The organism is Paenibacillus sp. R-74696, assembly GCF_055814915.1.
Genome location: NZ_JBPULM010000026.1, coordinates 265,230 through 285,563, shown reverse-complemented (window position 1 = coordinate 285,563; position 20,334 = coordinate 265,230). Strand labels below are relative to the sequence as shown.

Below are 20,334 nucleotides of genomic sequence, written 5' to 3'. Positions count from 1 at the left end.
TGTCTCCGCTAGCCACTGGCGAAAAAAGAGAGGAAAACAGCATTTTTCCCTGATTTGACAAGGGTTTCTGGAATATGGAGAGGTGTGAGAAAATTGCAAATTGCTTAAACGACCCGACTCAAGGTACGATCAATGCAAGAAAGCGCTACCTGATAGAAAAGTTCACACATTAGGCGCACGAAAGAAGTTTTAGTGAAAAAATACGCGGTATAATGAATTTTGTGTTAGGTATTATTACATTAAAATATAGAGGGAATGATGCAGATGAGTCAGAACTCGGGAACGATACCGGCACGAATGAAGCCCCATAAAAACATGAACCAGAGCGAGCGCAAAATAGAGCACCCCTTCCTTAAAAGCCTCAAAAGGCATTGGCAGCTTTATTTATTAGTGCTTCCTCCGGTGCTTTATTTATTGATCTTCAAGTACATGCCAATGGCTGGCGTACAAATTGCCTTCAAAAACTACAGCGTCGTTCAGGGTATTTGGGGAAGTCCATGGGTAGGGCTTAAACATTTTGAAACCTTCTTCAACTCTCCAAACTTCTGGCTGCTGCTCAAAAATACGATTGGGATCAGCCTTTACACGCTGATTGCGGGTTTTCCCATTCCGATTTTGCTGGCTTTGGCGCTCAATGAGCTGCGAACGGGCTATTTCAAAAAGACGGTGCAGATGGTCACCTACGCCCCGCATTTTATCTCAACGGTCGTTATGGTATCTATTATTATCTTAATGCTGTCGCCGCATGTTGGCATCGTAGACCGGCTGTTTACCTTCCTTGGCATGACCATGACCAACTTTATGGGCATACCGGAATATTTTAAATCGATTTATGTATGGTCGGGTGTGTGGCAGGGGATGGGCTATTCCTCCATTATTTATATTGCTGCCCTTGCTGGAGTTGACCCCTCGCTCTATGAAGCAGCTCGAATGGATGGGGCCTCCCGGCTCAAAAAAATATGGCATATCGACATTCCGAGCCTCATTCCCGTCACCGTCATTCTGCTGATTTTAAATCTCGGCAGCATAATGGGCGTCGGCTTTGAAAAAATTTATTTGATGCAAAATCCGTTGAATACGAGTGCTTCAGAAGTCATTTCCACTTATGTGTACAAGGTCGGATTGATTGGAGCGAACTTCAGCTTTTCCTCGGCGGTCGGATTATTTAACTCAATCATCAACCTGATTTTGCTTGTTTTGGTCAATGCGGTTTCCCGAAAAGTCAGTAAAAACAGCTTATGGTAAAGGAGGAGGAGGCCATCTATGTTTAATCGGAATCGAATTAAAGACCCACTCGGCGACCGTGTGTTTATGGGGATTAATTATTTGTTTCTTGTACTGGTGCTGATTGTCGTCGCTTACCCGCTGCTCTATATCGTCAGCTCCTCCTTCAGCTCCTCCCGGGCTGTCACATCCGGGCAAATATGGCTGCTGCCGGTTGATTTCAACATTAAGGCGTATATTTCGATTTTTAAAAGCACGCAGCTGATGATGGGTTTTTATAATACGATCATCTACACGGTAGTCGGAACGGCGATCAATGTCATCCTGACGGTGATGCTGGCGTATCCGTTATCCCGCCGGACGTTTTATGGCCGCGGTGCCATCATTATTTTCATGATGATTACGATGTTTTTCGATGGCGGCCTGATTCCGACTTACTTGCTGATGAAGGATCTTCACCTGCTCGATACCCGCTGGGCGATGTGGCTGCCGGGGGCGCTGGCGGTATTTCAAGTCATCGTCGCCAGAACTTTTTTTCAATCATCCATTCCGGATGAATTGCGGGAGGCCGCTGAGGTGGATGGCTGCAAGGACATTCGTTATTTGGTCAGCGTTGTGCTGCCCTTATCGAAGCCGATTTTGGCAGTTATGACGCTCATGTATGCGGTGGGCCATTGGAATGCTTACTTTGATGCGCTCATTTATTTGCGCTCTGAAAATTTATTTCCGCTGCAATATGTGCTGCGCAATTTGCTCATTCTGAATGCGGCCGATCCGGCGATGCTCGCCAATACGAGCCAGCAGCTCCGTGATCAAGGGTTCGAGCAGGTGCTCAAATACGCATTAATCGTTGTAGCGAGCATTCCGATTTTGATTATGTATCCTTTCGTTCAACGGCATTTCGTTAAAGGGGTTATGGTTGGTTCCTTGAAAGGGTAGGGCATTTGCCATAGCTACCATCCGGAAGCTTTTGTGGAAGGGGGCGAAGGTCTGGCGGACTTCCGGGACAGGGTTCAATATAGTGCAGTAACAGGCAATTAAGTGGCGTTCATTAAAAAGGAGGAGTCTGGTTTGAAAAAATCTTGGATTTCAATGTTGGTGCTTGTTTTTACTACGGTTGCCGTACTGTCGGCTTGCAGCTCTGCGCCAAGCAATAATACACAAAGCAGCAGCGGTGGCAGTGGGGAGAACACAGGGCCTGTAACGATGACTTTTTTTGCTCCACAGGGCAAGGCGCCTATGGAAGACAATGAGTTCACAAAATTCATTGAAAACAAGTTTGATGTGAAGCTGAAATGGGATCTCGCTCCAACAGATGCGCTCCAGGATCGCAGGCAGCTGCTGCTGGCGAGCGGCGATTATCCCGAAGTATTCCTCCATGGCAAGTTTACAACCTCAGACCTTCAAACGTACGGGAGCCAAGGGATCTTCCTTGGGCTGAACGATTTGATTGCCCAGCATGCTCCGAATCTGACGAAGATTATGGAAGAAAAACCGTATTTCAAAGAGGCCATTACCGCTCCGGATGGTAAAATTTACGCCCTGCCGATTTTTAATGAATGCTATCACTGTACGTATGCACAAAAATATTGGATGAATACGGATTGGCTCGACAAGGTTGGGCTAGAAATGCCGACGACGACCGATGAGCTGTACACCGTTCTTAAAGCTTTTAAAGAAAAAGACCCTAACGGCAATGGCAAAGCCGATGAAATTCCGCTTACAGGTGCTCCAAACAAATATGTATGGAACGGGAATATTGACGCTTATTTGATGAACAGCTTCATTTATAACGACAACGATAAATATTTAATCGTCAATGATGGCAAGGTTGATTTTGCCGCTAACCAAGAGGGCTGGAAGCAGGGTCTGGAATATATGCACAAGCTGTATTCAGAAGGCTTGATCGACCCGGCTGCTTTTACACAGAATGACCAAGCGGTTGGACAGCTGGGCAACAGGGAAGGCGACGAGGTCGTCGGCTCCATTACGACCGCGCTCGTAAGCTATCTGGTCAATACGTACGATAAGACGATTACGCGCCATCAGCACTGGGATATCGTGCCTCCGCTCAAAGGGCCGGATGGTGTGCAAACGACAGGCGCTACGCAAAGCGTAGGCGAATTCGAGTTTGCGATTACGAATAAAGCTTCGGAAGCGCAGCAAATCGCAGCGATTGAAATAATCGATTACATGTTCAGCGAAGAAGGCGCGCTTTATGCGGAATATGGCCCGACTGAGGGCAAGGGCTGGCAAATGGCTGGCGCTGATGAGAAAAATATTAATGGCGAGCCTGCCAAATACAGCTACTATAACCTGCCTGAACGTGATCCGAACGTCGTCGTTAACGAAAGTTGGTCGCAAATTGGCGCACATGATTTGTCCAATACGTTCCGCAACTTGTTTGTGGAAGGGCAGGACCCTCTAGTGTCTGAGGGCTACGGCACTCGTCTGGCGCAAGCGACGAAGGTGTACGCTCCTTATGCGCCGAAGGAGGTGTATCCTTCCAACGTCTTCATTCGTCCAGAGGATACCGAAGCAGCTGCTCAGCTGACAACGGCAGTTAAAGACTACGTACAGACCAATATGGCGCAATTCATCCTGGGCAACAAGAGCATTGAAAAAGATTGGGACAGCTATGTCAAAGGCTTCGATGGACTGGGCCTGAACAATTATTTGGCGATCTACCAGCGCGCGATTGAGAAAAAATAAAACAGCATAAACGTTTATTCTCGGGGGCTGCTCCTTGTTGTCAGACATGACTCGGAGCGGTCTTCTCCTATGATAGCCTCGCCTCATCCTATATAATAAATGAATATTTTGAAGGTTGTTGTCACGTGTATAAAAAGTGAGGGGGGACCTCGGAGATGAACAACAATTGGTTTAGACGTTTGCTGCTGTCGTATTTGCCTGTTTTCTTTATCGTAACGACGATATTGTTTATTATTTTCTTCCAGCTGTTCAATGAGCAAAATCGCAAGGAAGCTTTGAAGGCCAATGAATTTCTGGCATCCCAGGTCATGCAGTATTTGGACAATTCGCTGCGCTCGATCGATTTTAAAGTGCTGCGGGAAATTTTGACGAATCCGGATTTGAAAAATTATTATACGGCTGCTGGCAGCAATGATGTGTACGCCGGCATTCAGGTTCTTGACGTTATCGATGAGCTAAAAATCAATTTCCCGTTAATCGATTCCATCTATTTGGTCCGCTACAAGGACAATATCGTATTCAGCAACGGAAAGGCGGTTCCGATTGAGGAGTTTCCAGATGCCTCTTTTATAGAAGAAAGCCGCAGCAGCCCGACGCGAAAATGGGTGGATTTCAGAAATTTCAAAGCTCTTCCTTCGCAATCGTCGCAGCAGGTCGTGACGCTTGTTCGCGGCCTGGAGGGCGGAACGGGCCTTGTGGTCGTCAATGTGGATTTGCAGACGCTGCGGAAGTCCATTATGCAGATGTATGATCCCGAATATACCTTCGTCAATGTGATCAGCAGCTCTGGGGGAAGTTTGTGGGATGAACGTGTGCTTGAAAGCGCGGGAACTAAGTCTGCTTCCGGCGAAGTTTTCTCGACGTTTACGTCCAGCTACAGCGGCTGGAAGGTAGAGACGGGCATTAATAATGGGAAAGTCGTTAAATTTGCGCTGGAATTTTATAATATATGGTTTGCTTTCGCGATCGCAGTGGTTCTAATCGGCGTCATTTGGGTTGTTTACGTTACTCGGAGAAACTACAAGCCTATCCAGCAAATTGTGACGTTAATTCAGACGGTCGCCTCGCAGAAACAACCGGGAATGAGCTCTACGAAAGAAAATGAGTTCAGGTTTATTCAAAACACGCTGGAGCGAATGATTGATCAAACGAAGCAATATCAAGAAAAATACGAAGAGAATCTGATTTTGCAAAAGAAATATTTTTTTCAGGAGCTGCTTGAAGGGTCGCGTCCTTTCACGGGCAGCGAGCTGCAGGCTGAAATGACGAAGTTTAAGCTTCCGGAGCTGGATTGCAGTTGGATGGTCATGGTTGTGGAAATTGATCGTTATCCGCAGTTTGCCGCTGACTATCATCAGCATGACCAGACGCTCCTCAAGTTCGTCCTTTCCACTGTGCTGCAAGAAAGTGCCCAGCAGGAGGGGGCAGACGTATGGGCGGAGTGGATTTCCGAGCGCCGGCTGCATGCGATTATCTGGCTTTCCGAAACGGCGTTGTCTGAACAGGTAGAGCGCAAGGTGCTATCTGGCTATTTGGAGAAGGTGGGGCAATATTTGAACTTCACCGTTACGATTGGGACGGGTGGAGTGGCGAGTGATGTGCGAGGCCTGAGAGCTTCGCTCAAGGAAGCCTCCCATGCTTTGGATTATAAAGCGGTGTTGGGTATGAACCGGGTGGTTTCGTATGGGGAAGTGCCGGATTCTAAAAATGATGTATATGAGTTCCTCAAGACGATTTCTCTGTTCGTGCAAGCGATGCGGCTGTCCGATGAAACGTGGGAAAAGCATTTCGAACGCTTGTTTGACCAGATCAGCGCCTCCGTATTGTCCCGTCAGGAAATGATGAACACGGTGCAGCTGCTGTTTCAGCACTATAATCGAGAGTTTGCCGAGCTGCCGCGTGAATACCAAGATTTGTGGTCGGCCTCGTTTGGCCGTCTCCTTCGCGGGCTGGAGGACTGGGAAGTGCTAGACGATCTTCGGCTGCTCTGCTGGGAGACATTTCGGGAGCTGGCTGAGCAGATGCAGGCGATGCGCTGCAGCAAGAAGCATCGGACGCATATTTTGGAAATTCGCAAATATGTGGAGGAAAACTATAATAATCCGGAGCTGTCACTGAATTATTTAAGCGATCTGTTTGATATTAATCCGAAATATTTGAGCAAGCTGTTCAAGGATGAAATTGGCGAGAAGTTCGTCGATTTGCTCATCAGCCACCGAATAGAGCGGGCGAAGCAGCTTATGCTGGAGACGGACAGGGCGATTCAGGAAATTAGCGAGGAAGTGGGCTATACCAACTACAATTCCTTTAATCGGGCGTTCAAAAATGTAGTAGGTGTAGCGCCAAGCGATTACCGCAAGGCGATATGAGCAGATAATAGCAGCTAATGATAGGTACGAGCAAGCGTTATGAATAGATGGTAGGGAGCGAAGAGGGCGGCTTCACAAAAATAAACGGCGATAGTTCATTGTGAATGCACAAAAAACGATCGCCGTTTGTCTTTTATAGGGGAAAGTCCGCTGCTCAAGCTTATGCGGAATAGGATGCTTAAGCGGAGTCTCGCGGAATTAAGGTGGCACTGAGATGCAGCCGCTCCATCGGCGTTCCCGGACGTTCAATGCGGCGCCATAGCGCTTCGATTGCACGGCTGCCGAGTGCTTCCTTGCTTAGGTTCACGGTAGTGAGTCGAGGGGACGTATGGGCGGCTGCCTCCACGTTGTCGATACCCGACACGCGCGTCTGCTCGGGAACCGCTACCCCCATTCTCTGCAGCTGCTGCATCCATTGCATGGCGATGTCGTCATTGGCACAGATCCATGCATCAGGGTGCTGCTCTGGTGCCAGCTGGGCAAACCGTTCCGCAGTAGCGGCGAGCCAATCCTTGTCTTCATAGGCCAGCTCCCATTCCTGCAGCTTCGCTTCTGAACCGCCGTAGCGCTCCAGTGCGGTTCTTACGCCGATTCGTCTTTCGGCAAAGCTGGCGGACCGGCCATCATCACCGAGAAAAATAAGGCTTCTGCATTTCTGAGCAACCAGCAAATGATGGGCAATGAGAATTCCCGCTTCAATATTGGCATGATTGACCGAATCAAAATCAAGCAAAGGCTCATTATGATCGAGCAGCACGAGTGGCTTGCCAGTGCGGGCCATAAGCTGAAGGGCGGCATAAGGGTATGCGCCCATGACGATGAGCCCAAGGCAGCTGTTCCAGTCCAAATGCGGCGCGATGATTTCCTGCGGAGATAAATCGGACACGGCTGGAAAAGAGACTGGCTGGGAGACGATAACATGAGGCCATCCCCGCTCGCTGCAGCCGGAAATGATTCCTTCGAGCACCCGCTGCCAATAAAAAGGATCGACTCGGTTGGAAGGGTTCATGCAAATCAGGACAAAGGAAGAAGCGGCATCGGGAGCAGGTGAAGGCGCCTTCTGGGAAGGAAGCCCGTAGCCAAGTGTCTTGGCAAACTCTAAAACCCGCTCGCGCGTTGCCTGGCTGACACCGGATTTTCCGCTAAGTGCGCGGGATACCGCATATTTGGATAGGCCGAGTTGATCGGCGATCGTTTGAATCGATACTTTACGTGGCATGATGCTCTCCTTAGGTGCTAGGACTAACAAACGTTACGCTAAAGCCACGCTAAATAACAGCGTTGACGTTTGTTGGCAAAAGTTATAGACTGGCTTTATCATAACGTTATTATATATTAACCTAACAAAAATAACAATAATATTTGTTTAGAGGGCCCATGAAAATTTGAGCATCAGAGCATTCAAACGTTAAATCAACCCAGAAGGAGAATGTGCATATGGACTATAAAAACGCTTCGCTTCCGATTCAAGAACGGGTTCAGGATCTGCTCGAACGAATGACAATAGAGGAGAAAATCGGCCAGCTGATCCAGCCTATGGGGTGGAAAACCTACCTTAAGGAAACGGATGGCACCGTGAAGGTGACGGAACAGTTCAAAGAAGATGTTGCGCGGGGCGGAGTAGGTTCATTATACGGCGTTCTTCGCGCTGATCCTTGGACAGAGGTGACGCTGGAGACGGGACTTACGCCAAGACAGGGAGCGGTCGCTACGAATGAAATTCAGCGGTATGTCATCGAAAACTCCCGTCTAGGCATTCCGATTTTGTTCGGAGAGGAGTGCTCGCATGGACATATGGCAATTGGCGCAACGGTATTTCCCGTTCCGCTTACGGTCGGAAGCACATGGAACATAGATTTGTACCGGGAAATGTGCGAGGCCATTGCTGCTGAGACTCGAAGCCAAGGCGGAGCTGCGACGTATTCTCCTGTCCTTGATGTGGTGCGCGACCCGCGATGGGGACGGACGGAGGAATGCTTCGCGGAAGATCCGTATTTGATCGGCGAGCTGGCGGTTCAGGCGATCAAGGGGCTGCAAGGGGAACGGCTGGATACAGACAAAACGATTGTGGCGACGCTTAAGCATTTTGCCGCTTATGGCAGCTCGGAGGGTGGGCGCAATGCAGCTCCTGTCCACATGGGGCTGCGCGAGCTTCATGAAATTGATTTGCTGCCGTTCAAAAAGGCGGTCGAAGCAGGCGCCTGCTCCGTTATGACGGCGTACAACGAAATTGACGGTGTGCCCTGCACCTCGAATTCCTATTTGCTGAATGACCTGCTGCGTGAGGAATGGGGGTTTGACGGTTTTGTCATTACCGATTTTGGTGCGATTCAAATGCTGGTCAGCGGCCACAATACGGCGGAGAACGGGGAACAGGCTGTGGCGCAAAGTCTGAAAGCAGGCGTCGATATGGAGATGTCCGGCTATATGTACGGCAAGCATTTAGCGGGTGCGCTTGCACAGGGGCTGATGAGCGAGGATGAGCTGAATACAGCGACAGGACGGGTGCTCGACATGAAATTTAGACTGGGCTTATTCGAACGGCCTTATGTTGATCCTGATTTTGCGCAGCGGGTTATCGGGTGCGAGGAGCATGTGGAGCTGGCGAGACGGGTGGCTGGAGAGGGCATTATTTTGCTCAAAAATGAAAAGGCCACGCTTCCGCTCAGCAAAGCAGGCACCAAAATAGCTGTTATCGGTCCGAATGCGAATCACGTCTACAATCAGCTCGGCGATTACACCTCGCCGCAGCCTAAGGGACAAATCGTCACCGTGCTGGACGGTATCCGCCGCAAGCTCGGCGCCAATGCGGATGAACAGGTGCTGTATGCGCCCGGCTGTCGAATTAAGGGAGACGCCAAAGACGGCTTCGGCCATGCCCTTGCCTGCGCGGAGCAAGCGGATGCCATCGTTATGGTCATCGGCGGCTCCAGCGCCCGCGATTTCGGCGAGGGCACGATTGATTTGCGGACGGGGGCGTCCGTCGTTACGGATAATGCCTGGAACGATATGGAGTGCGGGGAAGGCATCGACCGTTCGACGCTTAATCTCACGGGTGTGCAGCTCGAACTGGTGCAGGAAATCTATAAGCTTGGAAAGCCGGTCATCATCGTCTATATTAACGGACGGCCAATTGCTGAGCCTTGGATTGAAGAGCATGCCCATGCGATTTTGGAGGCGTGGTATCCGGGACAGGAGGGCGGCAATGCAATTGCGGACATTTTGTTCGGCGACGTTAATCCTTCTGGGCGACTTACGGTTTCCATTCCAAAGTATGTCGGACAGCTGCCTGTTTATTATCATTCCAAGAGAACGCGCGGCAAGCGGTATTTGGAGACGGATCTGGAGCCGCAATATCCATTCGGGTTTGGACTCAGCTATACCCAATTTGGCTACGATAACATACGGGTTGTGCCAGAAGTAATGGCTCCAGGCGGAGAAGCCGAGGTGCAAATCGAAGTGACGAACATCGGCGGTGTGGCTGGAGATGAGGTTGTGCAGATGTATATAACCGACGTATCAGCATCGGTTACCCGCGCTGAAACCTCGCTCAAGGGCTTCCGCAAAATCCATTTGCAGCCGGGGGAGACGAAGCTGGTCACTTTCCCTGTAAATCAAGAGCATCTTGCGCTGATTAATGCGGGGCTGGAGTCGGTTGTAGAACCGGGCGAATTCCGCTTAATGGTCGGCAGCAGCTCGAAGGATTGGCTGGCATGCAGCTTACACGTTAAGCGTGAGGGGGAACAAGCATGATTCGAATTCAGCGGTTCATACAGGACATGGCCGAGCGGCAGTGGCTGGAGAAGGTAGAGCTCCCGCAGTGGCATATGCAAAAGGCGAAATATATCCGCCCCGGCGAATACGTGCTGGATGAGCAAAATGTCGGTGTGCAAAATGTGAATCCTCTTCACAGTACGCATGGCACCACCTATTTTTTAACGAAAAAAGCAGCTATACCGCAGGCTTGGCATCAAGATGCGGTTGGTCTCATTTTCGAAGCGGGCGGGGAAGGGCTGCTGAAGGTGAACGGGGCTCCGTATCACGGACTCGACCGGAATCACTGGTATGTTCCGCTCCCGGTGGAGCGAGTAGGGAACGAGCCGCTGCTTGAAATCGAATTGTATGATCCGATTCCCGAGCCGCATGATCCGCTGAACCGCCAGGCGGTCATTCAGCCGCCAATCGACGGCATCCGCTCTGCACTTGTTCGAGTGAATCAGCCGCTGCAAAGCTTGATGTACAGCGTAACGGTGCTGGCGGAGTCGTTGAACGCGCTGCCGGGGAACGATATGAAGCGCAATCGCCTTATGGGAGCGATTCATAGCATTATGGACCTTATGTATGACGAGCCGCAGCGTTGGAATGAGGCGGAGTGGGTAAACGGTCTGGAGCAATTGCTTGCCCAGAAGGTGCAGGAGGAAGATTCGGAGGGCGGCCGTAGTGGCTTTATGCATTTGGTCGGACAATCGCATATCGATATTGCTTGGCTGTGGCCTGTCCGCGAAACGGTCCGTAAGTCCAGTCGCACCTTTTCGACGGTATGTACACTGATGGATGAATATCCTGACTTTATCTATTCGCAGAGCCAGCCGCAGCTGTATGCCTTTGTGAAGGAGCATTATCCGGAATTGTATGAGCGGATTAAGGCGCGAATTGCCGAAGGGCGCTGGGAGCTGGTCGGCGGCATGTGGGTCGAGCCGGATTTGAACATTCCGAGCGGCGAGTCGCTGGTACGGCAGATTTTGTACGGCCAAAGCTTCTATAAGGAGGAGTTCGGCAAACGCTCCAGCATCGAGTGGCTTCCTGATACGTTCGGCTACTGCGCGTCGCTACCGCAAATGCTGAAGCTGGCGGATATCCCGTATTTTATGACGACGAAGCTCAATTGGAATGATACAAATGCGTTCCCTTACGACTTGTTTGATTGGGTGGGCATCGATGGCACCTCCGTCATTGCCTATTTGAACCATGGGGTAAATGAGCATACCCGTCCCAAGGATGTCGATGAACACTGGAAATCTTACAAACAGAAGGATTTGCATCCCCAGCAAATGCTGCTTTACGGGCATGGGGACGGTGGCGGCGGCGTGACGAACGAAATGGTCGAGTTTGCCGAGCGGTCCTCCTTTATGGTCGGACAGCCTGTAAGCAAGTTCAGCACGGCCGGGGCTTTTTTTGAAGGAATCGGAAAAAGCGGGCAATCGCTGCCTAAGTGGCATGGCGATTTATATTTGGAGCTGCATCGCGGCACCTACACGACACATGCAAGAAATAAGCGAAGCAACCGCAAGGCGGAAGTGCTGTACCGCGAAGCGGAGCTGTGGGGGCAGTTCGCTGGGCTGGCGAGCACCGTGACTGAGGCTCTCGATGAAGGCTGGAAGCTGATTTTGCTGAATCAATTCCATGATATTATCCCGGGAACGTCTATTCCAGAAGCGTATGTGACGTCTACTGAGGAATATGCAAAGGTGGTGGAGATTGGAACGGCTGCGCTGGCCCGCTCTCTTGAGGCCATTGCGGACAATGTAGCGTCAGACGGGGAAGGCCTGCCTTACGTCGTGTTCAACAGCTTGGGCTGGGAACGCGGAGAGGTTGTCAGCTTGACATGCAGCGCTGAAATGAACGGTATATTCGTTGTTGATGTGAACGGGGAGCAGCTGGCTTGCGATGTCTTGCGGAGTGGGGACGTCCAGACGGTATCCGTATACATTCCGTCTATCCCGGCCTTCGGCTATACGACGATATGGCTGCGTACTTCAAAGCATACGGATGGCGTTGAGGACAAGCAAACGAATGAGGCCTTTCCTGACGTTTGGGAGACGGATTTTTATACGCTTGCATTTAATGACGTGGGTGAGATTACCCGCTGGTACGACAAGTCTGCGCAGCGCGAGTGGCTGAAGCCAGGCGATAAGGCGAATGAGCTGCAATTTTTTCATGATAAACCGACCTATTGGGATGCATGGGATATTGATCCGCGCTTTGAATCGCAGCGTGCCGGCTCTGTGCAGCTGATCTCGAAAGAAGTTGTGCAGCGAGGGAGCACCAAGGATGTACTTCGCTTCCGCTGGAGGCTGAATGATTCGGATATTAGCCAGGATATGATTTTGTATCGCCATCAGCGCCGCGTTGATTTTCAGACGAAGGTAAGCTGGGCGGAGAGCCATAAATTGCTCAAGGTGGCGTTCCCGGTTGATCTAATTGCTGCAAAAGCCACGTATGAAATTCCATTCGGTGCGTTGGAACGGCCAACCCACAATAATACGAGCTGGGAGCAGGCGCAATTTGAAGTATGCGGGCATCGCTGGGCCGATGTTTCCGAGGGCAACGGCGGCTTGAGTGTGCTGAACGACTGCAAGTATGGATACGACATTAAGGACCAAACCATTCGCTTATCGCTGCTGCGCGCGCCGAAATGGCCGGACGAATATGCAGATCAAGGCGAGCATGAGTTTACTTATTCGGTCTTGCCTCATCAGGAGGATTGGCGGGGAGCTAAGGTCGCTTGCCGTGCGATGGAATTAAATCATCCCGTCATAATGGTCGCTGGGCAGCCAAATAAAGGTACGCATCCTGCGCATCCTACACGTCCCATGATTCCATCAATTCCCGCACTTTCATCACGGCAGGCATGGCTGGATTTTGAAAGCGAGCATGTCATTTTGGACACGATCAAAGCTTCCGAGGATGGGACTGGCACCGTACTGCGGTTTTATGAGTCATCAGGTGGAAGGGAAACGGTGAAGATCCAGTGGCCGAACGAGAAAATGAAGGTGTCTGTCGTGAATCTGCTTGAGGATGAATTGGGGCAGGTGCCATGTGAGCGGGGAGCATTCGAGCTGACGTTTAAGCCTTTTGAGATCAAAACGGTGAAGCTGGTTTCATCGAATCAGGATCAAGAGTAGGGGGAGCTTTGTATTATGGAACGATTTAAGCTGCCGAAGGTAAAGCTGCCGCAGTTGGCGCTGCCTGAAGCGATAACAAAGGTGCTGGAGGAAGCGGAGGCGAGGCTGGCCCACCGTCCAAAGCTCCAGCAGCAATTTCGCAATTGTTTTCCCAATACGCTGGAAACGACGACGAAGCTGATGGACGACGGTACGACCTTCGTCATTACGGGTGATATTCCGGCGATGTGGCTGCGGGATTCGGTGGAGCAGCTCATTCATTACGTACCTTTTGCCAAAGAGGACGCTTCATTGCAGCGATTAATTTCGGGACTCATTAAACGTCATATGATGTACATTGCAATTGATCCATATGCCAATGCTTTTAATGAAACGGCGAATCATTGGCATTGGGACGCCAATGACGATACGGAGATGTCGCCTTGGGTGTGGGAACGGAAATTTGAGCTGGATTCGTTATGCTTTTCGATACGCCTGTCTTATATGTATTGGAAGGAAACGGGTCTCACTGATATTTTCGATGAGCAATTCAAACAAGCGATGCGTTCTATTGTGAACGTATGGAAAACGGAGCAGCGCCATGCCGAGCAATCCGCGTATCGGTTCAAACGCTCCAATTGCCCGGCCATCGACACGCTGCGCAATGATGGATGCGGGATGCCTGTCAACTATACGGGCATGGTGTGGTCAGGCTTTCGCCCAAGCGACGATGCCTGCGAGCTGCATTATAATATTCCGGCGAACATGTTCGCCGCTGTCTCGCTCTCCCAAATGCAGGAGATGGCGAGATGGGTATTCCGCGACGAAGCATTTGTGCGGGAAATGGCGATTTTGGAGGAAGAGATCCGCCATGGCATTCAGCTCTACGGGATGTACAACCACCCGGTATATGGCAGAATCTATGCATACGAGACCGATGGGTTCGGCAATTACTGCCTATTGGATGATGCGGGTACACCAAGCTTGCTGTCTATCCCTTACATTGGCTACACCGATGTTCATGATCCTATTTACCAAAACACGCGGCGCTTCATCCTCAGCCGAGACAATCCTTATTATTTTGAAGGAACAGCAGCTAAAGGGATTGGAAGTCCTCATACACCGCCGGGATATATTTGGCCTATGGCTTTATCCATGCAGGGGCTGACCGCCGCGAATGATGAGGAAATGCTGGAGATCATTAAGGTGCTGGAGGCGACGGATGCCGATACGGGCTTCATGCATGAAGGCTTTCATGCAGATGATCCCCATTTATTCACCCGTCCATGGTTCGCATGGTCAAACAGCCTGTTCTCGCAGCTTGTTCACAAGGCGATGGAGAAGGGGATTTTAGAACCGAAGCAGTAAGATTTAAGCTGGCGGTTTCTAGCTGGCGGCTAGTTGGAGCATGGTCATGCTGCGGCTCATATCCCCGCACGGAGACATCAAATAACAGTTTCAGCAGGAGGGTAATTAATCGATGAAACTAACGAATAAAATAGGGGTAATCGTAGACAGCTTTGGGCTAGGCGTGCGAGAGGGGTTGGTGAAAGCCAAGGAGGTCGGCGCAGAAGGCGTACAGATTTATGCGGTAAAGGGGGAAATGGACCCGGAAAACTTGTCGCCTGCGGCCCGTAAGGAATTAAGAAGCTACATAGAATCACTCGGCCTAGAAATTTCGGCATTGGTCGGCGATTTGGGCGGTCATGGCTTCGGGGTCAGGGAGGACAATCGCTGGAAAGTGGAAAAATCGAAACGTATCGTCGATTTGGCGCTGGACCTCGGCACGACGATTGTAACGACGCATATTGGCATCGCTCCACATGATACGTCCTCTGAGGCATTTCATACGATGCACACCGCTTGCGAGGAGCTGGGCCAATATGCCAAAAGCGTCGGAGCCTACTTCGCCATTGAGACCGGCCCCGAAACGGCGGCGGAATTAAAAGCGTTTCTCGACACGTTGTCGACGAACGGCGTATCGGTTAATTTTGACCCGGCAAATATGGTCATGGTGACCGGCGATGATCCGGTGCAAGGCGTTCATCTATTGAAGGATTATATTGTCCATACCCATGTGAAGGACGGCATTCGCCTTAAGGCGGTTGATCCAAGAGACGTATACGGAGCGGTTGGATATGCCCCTATGGATCATGAGAAAATCGCGGAGATGGTTTCCTCCGGCTTGTTTTTCCGCGAAGTTCCGCTTGGTGAGGGCGGAGTCGATTTTGATCGCTATTTTCAGGCGCTGCAGGATATTGGGTATGCCGGTTATTTAACGATTGAGCGTGAGGCAGGCACGCAGCCGGAGCTGGATATTCGTAAAGCCGTTGATTTTATTACAAATTATAAATGAGTAATATGGATGAGTTTTAACGATTGTAAGGTAGGAAAAAGGCAGAAGTTCGCAGCAGCGGACTTCTGCCTTTTTTAAAAGTATGTGCTGAGACGAAATGGGCAATAGCCCTAATTGGCGCGTTTGTCGTTTTTTAGGGATTTTTGAAAGTGGCTATGTTACGATGGATGATGCAATGTGACTGGAGAGATGGCTAGCGGTTATCCCAACATGAATGGAGAGTTTCTGGAATGGCGGAAATAGGAAGGCGACAGGCGGCACCAAAAGTCCGAACGGCTATAATCGTCATTATCATCGGTTTGCTGCTTGCAGCCATTTCGGCTGTCGTATGGGAAGGGTATCAGAAACGCCAAGCACCTCCACAAGTAATCGATGGAAGCATCGATCTGTCTAATTGGGATTTTCGCAAGGTGGGAACAATAAGGCTGGATGGAGAATGGGAATTTTATCCTAATCGTTTGCTTAATCCGTCCGACATATCCGGCCTGCGCCCGGAGCATTATTTACAGGTACCCGCCGGTTGGAGTAATCCACAGACTTCGGCCTATATGCAGGACAAGGGCGTGGGCACCTACCGACTGCTTGTCAAGGTGAATCCCGAGATTAAACGGTACGGTATTAAAACAACATTTATTAGAAGCTCCAGCGTCATATTTGTGGACGGTACGGAGGTTGGCCGCAGCGGAGAGGTATCCACGCAAGGGGACGAGAACTACAGGGGCCACAATATACCGATTTCAGCATATTTCATGCCAGAGGGAGATTCATTTTACCTGACGATTCAGGCCGCCAACTGGGATTATTATCGTGGCGGCATAATCCAAAGCCTTTATTTGGGAACCTCTGAGGACGTTCGCTCACTGGCGTTGCAAATGAGTGTTGGCGATGCCGTCAACGCGGCTTTTTTGCTGATTTCATCCCTTTATTATTTGGGCATCTATTTAAAACGCCGTCAGGATATTCGTTTTCTGTTTTTCGCCTTATTCTGCCTCGGTTTTTCCTTTTCTGTCATATCAACCAGCGAACGGGTACTTATGCAGCTCATGCCTTCCATACCCTATCTTCTTATTCTGAGAATCAAATTTGTTGTTATCTTGGGAGGCATATACTGCCTGTGCGCCTTTATCCGGAGGACGGAGCCGGCCTTTATGCCGTTATGGTTTATAAGGCTGGTGGCTGGCGGTTGGGCCGTCTATTCGGCTTGCATCCCGTTTGCCGATATGCCGCTGATGGATAGGACGATTCTCGTCATGACTCTGCTTGAGCTGGGAGGGATACAAGTGCTGCTGCTGCGGGCAATCGTGCTGAAGCGATTTGGAGATTCCAATGCGCGGACGGCTTGGCAGCTGATTGTGAGCGTGCTGTTTCTTTTTGTCATGATGATCAGCATGACCCTGTATTTGTATTCCCAAATTTTCACGCTGTTGATTCCTCTTCTAATGATGCTTTTGTTCCTTGGGATGATCGCGCTTATCTTTGCAGAGCAGTATACAAGAGCCTACGATGAGCTGGAGGTAATGAGCCGACGGCTGGTTGAGACAGATAAGCTTAAGGACGAATTTTTAATTCGCACCTCCCACGAATTCAAGACACCACTGCACGGCATTATGAATCTGGCTCGTGTTGTGATGGATCAAGGAGAAAACAATATATCGAAGCAGCAAAAGGAGAATTTGTCCTATATTATGTCTCTTTCAGCCCGGTTGTCGACGCTTGTGAATGACATTATTGATTTCCAGCATCTCCGGGAAGAGAGGCTGGTACTGAAAAACAGCTTATTCGATATTAACGGAACGATTCAAGCGACCATTGATGTCCTTAAGCATATGAAAAAGGAGGAGGAGGTACGCCTAATTAACCGGGTTCCTTCTGGCGAATTTTATTTATTTGCAGATGAAAATCGCTTTACGCAAATTCTGGTCAATCTGGTTGGCAATGCGCTCAAGTTTACGGATGAGGGCAAGGTTGAGCTGCAAGCGGAGGCGCGCGGCAATGCGATAGCTATTAAAATTTCGGATACCGGCGCTGGAATGGGAGAGGAACTGCAGGAGAGGCTTTTTGGCAGAGAGGGCGGCATTGGAGACGGTGTACAGATGGATGATCGGCCATCCGGGATGGGGCTGCAAATCTCTAAACGGCTTGCTGCACGGATGGGAGGAGATTTGCTATTGGTGGAATCCAAGGCGCAGCATGGCACCGTGTTCGAGGTGGTGCTGCCAGCTGCAAGCGATGATCAAAGGCGTGAGCTGGCGGTGCTCGTCTCGGATGCGGCATTGCCGGAGGGTCGAGGCAGCTTGCCAAGGGCCCCTGTAGCTGTAGGAACGACTCCCGCCTGGGAGGATGAAGATAAAAATAAGGTCACTCTGTTGTTGGTTGACGATGAAGCCTCCAATATTAAGGTGCTTCAAGAATGTTTTCCGCCGGATCGCTACCGAACGGTGACGGCTTATGACGGAGAGTCTGCTTTGAGGCTGCTGCAGCAGCATAAGGACATTGCCATTGTACTGCTGGATGTTATGATGCCGGGACTGTCCGGTTATGAAACTTGCCGTCTTATCCGCGAGACCTATCCGATCTACAGTCTGCCAGTGCTTCTGCTTACGGTTCGCCATTCTCCCGCAGACATTGCTACGGGTCTGGATGCAGGAGCTAACGATTTTCTCGTAAAGCCGTTTGATGCTCGGGAGCTGCATGCAAGGGTCAATACGCTTCTACAACTGAGAGAGGCTGTTAAAGAGGCTATCCTTATGGAATCGATGTTCCTGCAATCGCAAATCAAGCCGCATTTTATTTATAATGCACTCAGTATTATTATTTCGTTGTGCTATAAGGATGCAGAGCGGGCCGGACGTCTTCTGGGGCAGTTCAGCAATTACCTGAGGTTGAGCTTTGATGTGGACCCTAGACAAGCTAGGGTCACCCTAAGGAGAGAAATCGCCCTGGTGAAGTCTTATGCTGAGCTGGAGCAAGCGCGTTTCGGAGATCGGCTTAGAGTCGAGCTTGCGATTGACGAAGGCCTGATGGACTGTATGCTGCCGGCGCTCACCCTGCAGCCGCTTGTTGAAAATGCCATCCGCCATGGTTTGATGAAGCGAGCTCAAGGAGGCATTGTTCGGCTTGAAGCCGGAATGGAGGGTGCTGACTTGCAGATCACCATTATCGACAACGGACTTGGATTCACGCTCGACAAGCTGGAAGATTTTTTACATACGGGGCAAGTCGGCGTGGGAGTCGGCCTTGCCAATGTGCACAAGCGCTTGTTGAATGAATATGGACGAGGTTTACGGATTGAAAGCCGGGATGGGTTTGGAGCGAAGGTGACGATTCTGCTGCCTGAAAGAAGGACAGATATTGGGAAAGGCGGTCAATTGGCATGAGGGCGGTTATTGTAGATGACGAGCTGCTGACTGGTGAACATATCGCTAGGCTTCTGGAGGGCATCGGAGTGGAAGTGATCGGATGCTTCACCGATCCGCGCGAGGCACTGAAGAGAATCCGCGGGCTGCGGCCCGAAGTGCTGTTTCTGGATATTGAAATGCCAGAAATGAGCGGTTTGTCGCTGGCGGAACAATTGGCTGACGAAGAAGGTATAATGGAAATCGTATTTGTAACGGCGTATACGAATTATGCCCTCGATGCATTTAAGGTAAGCGCGCTGGATTATTTGCTTAAGCCCGTTATGGAGGAGGAACTGGCCCGCGCGATAGAACGGGTTCGCAGGAGGCTTGCCGGAAATGATACACGTTTGACCGAACGGAAGGAACGACGGGCGGAGGTTTCATTTTTCGGGTCATTTGCGCTACGACTGGAAAGCAGTACGGTACCGGTGCGCTGGACGACAGCTAAGTGCGCGGAACTGTTTGCGTATATGCTGTTGCAGGGTGAGGGAAAGGAAATAAGCAAATGGACGTTGATTGACACGCTTTGGAAGGAGAAATTCGCGGAGAAAGGAGACGTGAACCTGCGCAGCACAGTCAGCAGAATCAATAAAACGCTGCGGGATAACGGGTCCTCCATCAGCCTGGTTTCGGTCAGGAACGGCTATCGTCTGAACTGTGAGGATACGGAGCTTTTGGCGGATGCTTTCCGGCTTGAACGCTTCATTCTTCGAGAATCTTCCATTTCAGAATACAATTCCAAGCAGATTGAGGAATGGATTATAGGATGTGTTCGCCCCTTTCTCGCCGAATTTGGCGGGGAATGGTGTGAAAGCTACCGCTACCGGTATCAGCGCTATTTAATGGAAGTTGGACTCAGGCTGCTTGAGCACTTAGAAATGAATGGCGGTGATCCTTCCAATAGCTTAAGGGTAGCCGAAACGCTGCTTGAGCATGAACCATTTGCCGAGCCTATCCGCTGTGCCGCACTTAAGCAGCAGGAGCGGATTGGAGGAAGGACGCGGGCTATTGCGTATTATCGAAGCTACGCGGAGCTGCTGGAACGGGAGCTGGGTACGGAGCCTGGAAAAGAGCTTAAATCCAGCTACAGAAGGCTGTTGGAAGCATAGCCTGCAAGGCTTGAAATGAAGCTTTTACATATTGAAAAAGGGAACAGGTACGGATAATCCGTGCCTGTTCTCTTTTTTTTTGAAATATAGGAAAGGATATGATTTTTTCATCCCTTCTCTATATTTCTCGGACTGAAACGTGCCGAGTCGCCAAAGGACGGCGACAGCCGTATATGCTTGCAACAATTTTGCCACGTAAGAGGAGGTATAATAGCGAAAAATGCTGCAAAATGTCGAGGCGTTGAGTGACAAGTGGCATAGATGACATTTGGGAGGAAAACT

At 50.3% G+C, this 20,334-nt stretch carries 11 protein-coding genes; 10 read left to right on the top strand and 1 reads right to left on the bottom strand.

Going from position 1 to position 20,334, the window contains the following annotated elements; genetic code table 11:
* The first annotated feature begins 315 nt into the window (after positions 1-315).
* The 4 genes from ACSR9A_RS10040 (at position 316) to ACSR9A_RS10025 (ending at position 6,305) form a co-directional block, all read left to right on the top strand.
* Positions 316-1,245, top strand: a complete 930-nt coding sequence (locus ACSR9A_RS10040; RefSeq protein WP_341282828.1) for an ABC transporter permease — start codon at positions 316-318, stop codon at positions 1,243-1,245.
* Positions 1,246-1,263: 18 nt separating this feature from the next.
* Positions 1,264-2,163: a carbohydrate ABC transporter permease gene (locus tag ACSR9A_RS10035; protein WP_473757021.1), complete on the top strand. Its 900-nt coding sequence runs from the start codon at positions 1,264-1,266 to the stop codon at positions 2,161-2,163.
* A 132-nt stretch (positions 2,164-2,295) separates the two neighbouring features.
* Positions 2,296-3,936, top strand: a complete 1,641-nt coding sequence (locus ACSR9A_RS10030) for a type 2 periplasmic-binding domain-containing protein (protein WP_473757020.1) — start codon at positions 2,296-2,298, stop codon at positions 3,934-3,936.
* A gap of 155 nt (positions 3,937-4,091) precedes the next feature.
* Positions 4,092-6,305, top strand: coding sequence for a helix-turn-helix domain-containing protein (locus ACSR9A_RS10025; RefSeq protein WP_473757019.1), 2,214 nt, complete (start codon positions 4,092-4,094; stop codon positions 6,303-6,305).
* 178 nt (positions 6,306-6,483) lie between these two features.
* On the opposite strand, the gene ACSR9A_RS10020 is transcribed toward ACSR9A_RS10025, so the two are convergent.
* Positions 6,484-7,524 carry a LacI family DNA-binding transcriptional regulator gene (locus tag ACSR9A_RS10020; RefSeq protein ID WP_473757017.1) on the bottom strand — a complete coding sequence of 347 codons (1,041 nt, stop codon included), beginning with the start codon at positions 7,522-7,524 and terminating at the stop codon, positions 6,484-6,486.
* A gap of 218 nt (positions 7,525-7,742) precedes the next feature.
* On the opposite strand from ACSR9A_RS10020, the gene ACSR9A_RS10015 reads away from it, so the two are divergent.
* The 6 genes from ACSR9A_RS10015 (at position 7,743) to ACSR9A_RS09990 (ending at position 20,052) form a co-directional block, all read left to right on the top strand.
* Complete coding sequence (locus ACSR9A_RS10015; RefSeq protein WP_473757016.1) at positions 7,743-10,058, top strand: glycoside hydrolase family 3 N-terminal domain-containing protein; 2,316 nt, start codon at positions 7,743-7,745, stop codon at positions 10,056-10,058.
* The gene (locus ACSR9A_RS10010; RefSeq protein WP_473757015.1) at positions 10,055-13,210 is read left to right on the top strand and encodes an alpha-mannosidase; all 3,156 of its coding nucleotides are present in this window, start codon (positions 10,055-10,057) and stop codon (positions 13,208-13,210) included. Before ACSR9A_RS10015 ends, ACSR9A_RS10010 begins: the two co-directional genes overlap by 4 nt.
* A gap of 15 nt (positions 13,211-13,225) precedes the next feature.
* A complete protein-coding gene (locus tag ACSR9A_RS10005) occupies positions 13,226-14,557 on the top strand; it encodes a glycoside hydrolase family 125 protein (protein ID WP_473757014.1) in 1,332 nt (443 codons plus the stop codon).
* 112 nt (positions 14,558-14,669) lie between these two features.
* A complete protein-coding gene (locus ACSR9A_RS10000) occupies positions 14,670-15,545 on the top strand; it encodes a sugar phosphate isomerase/epimerase family protein (RefSeq protein ID WP_473757013.1) in 876 nt (291 codons plus the stop codon).
* A 230-nt stretch (positions 15,546-15,775) separates the two neighbouring features.
* Positions 15,776-18,922 carry an ATP-binding protein gene (locus ACSR9A_RS09995; RefSeq protein ID WP_473757012.1) on the top strand — a complete coding sequence of 1,049 codons (3,147 nt, stop codon included), beginning with the start codon at positions 15,776-15,778 and terminating at the stop codon, positions 18,920-18,922.
* Entirely contained in the window at positions 18,919-20,052 is a 1,134-nt protein-coding gene (locus ACSR9A_RS09990; protein ID WP_473757010.1) for a response regulator, read from the top strand. The genes ACSR9A_RS09995 and ACSR9A_RS09990 overlap by 4 nt, the downstream gene beginning before the upstream one ends.
* Positions 20,053-20,334 lie beyond the last annotated feature (282 nt).

Excerpts from the sequence above, each read along its gene's own strand:
- ACSR9A_RS10000 (WP_473757013.1), top strand. The coding sequence starts at position 14,670 with ATGAAACTAACGAATAAAATAGGGGTAATCGTAGACAGCTTTGGGCTA.
- ACSR9A_RS10010 (WP_473757015.1), top strand. The coding sequence starts at position 10,055 with ATGATTCGAATTCAGCGGTTCATACAGGACATGGCCGAGCGGCAGTGG.
- ACSR9A_RS10005 (WP_473757014.1), top strand. The coding sequence starts at position 13,226 with ATGGAACGATTTAAGCTGCCGAAGGTAAAGCTGCCGCAGTTGGCGCTG.
- ACSR9A_RS10025 (WP_473757019.1), top strand. The coding sequence starts at position 4,092 with ATGAACAACAATTGGTTTAGACGTTTGCTGCTGTCGTATTTGCCTGTT.
- ACSR9A_RS10040 (WP_341282828.1), top strand. The coding sequence starts at position 316 with ATGAACCAGAGCGAGCGCAAAATAGAGCACCCCTTCCTTAAAAGCCTC.
- ACSR9A_RS09990 (WP_473757010.1), top strand. The coding sequence starts at position 18,919 with ATGAGGGCGGTTATTGTAGATGACGAGCTGCTGACTGGTGAACATATC.
- ACSR9A_RS10035 (WP_473757021.1), top strand. The coding sequence starts at position 1,264 with ATGTTTAATCGGAATCGAATTAAAGACCCACTCGGCGACCGTGTGTTT.
- ACSR9A_RS10020 (WP_473757017.1), bottom strand. The coding sequence starts at position 7,524 with ATGCCACGTAAAGTATCGATTCAAACGATCGCCGATCAACTCGGCCTA.
- ACSR9A_RS10015 (WP_473757016.1), top strand. The coding sequence starts at position 7,743 with ATGGACTATAAAAACGCTTCGCTTCCGATTCAAGAACGGGTTCAGGAT.
- ACSR9A_RS09995 (WP_473757012.1), top strand. The coding sequence starts at position 15,776 with ATGGCGGAAATAGGAAGGCGACAGGCGGCACCAAAAGTCCGAACGGCT.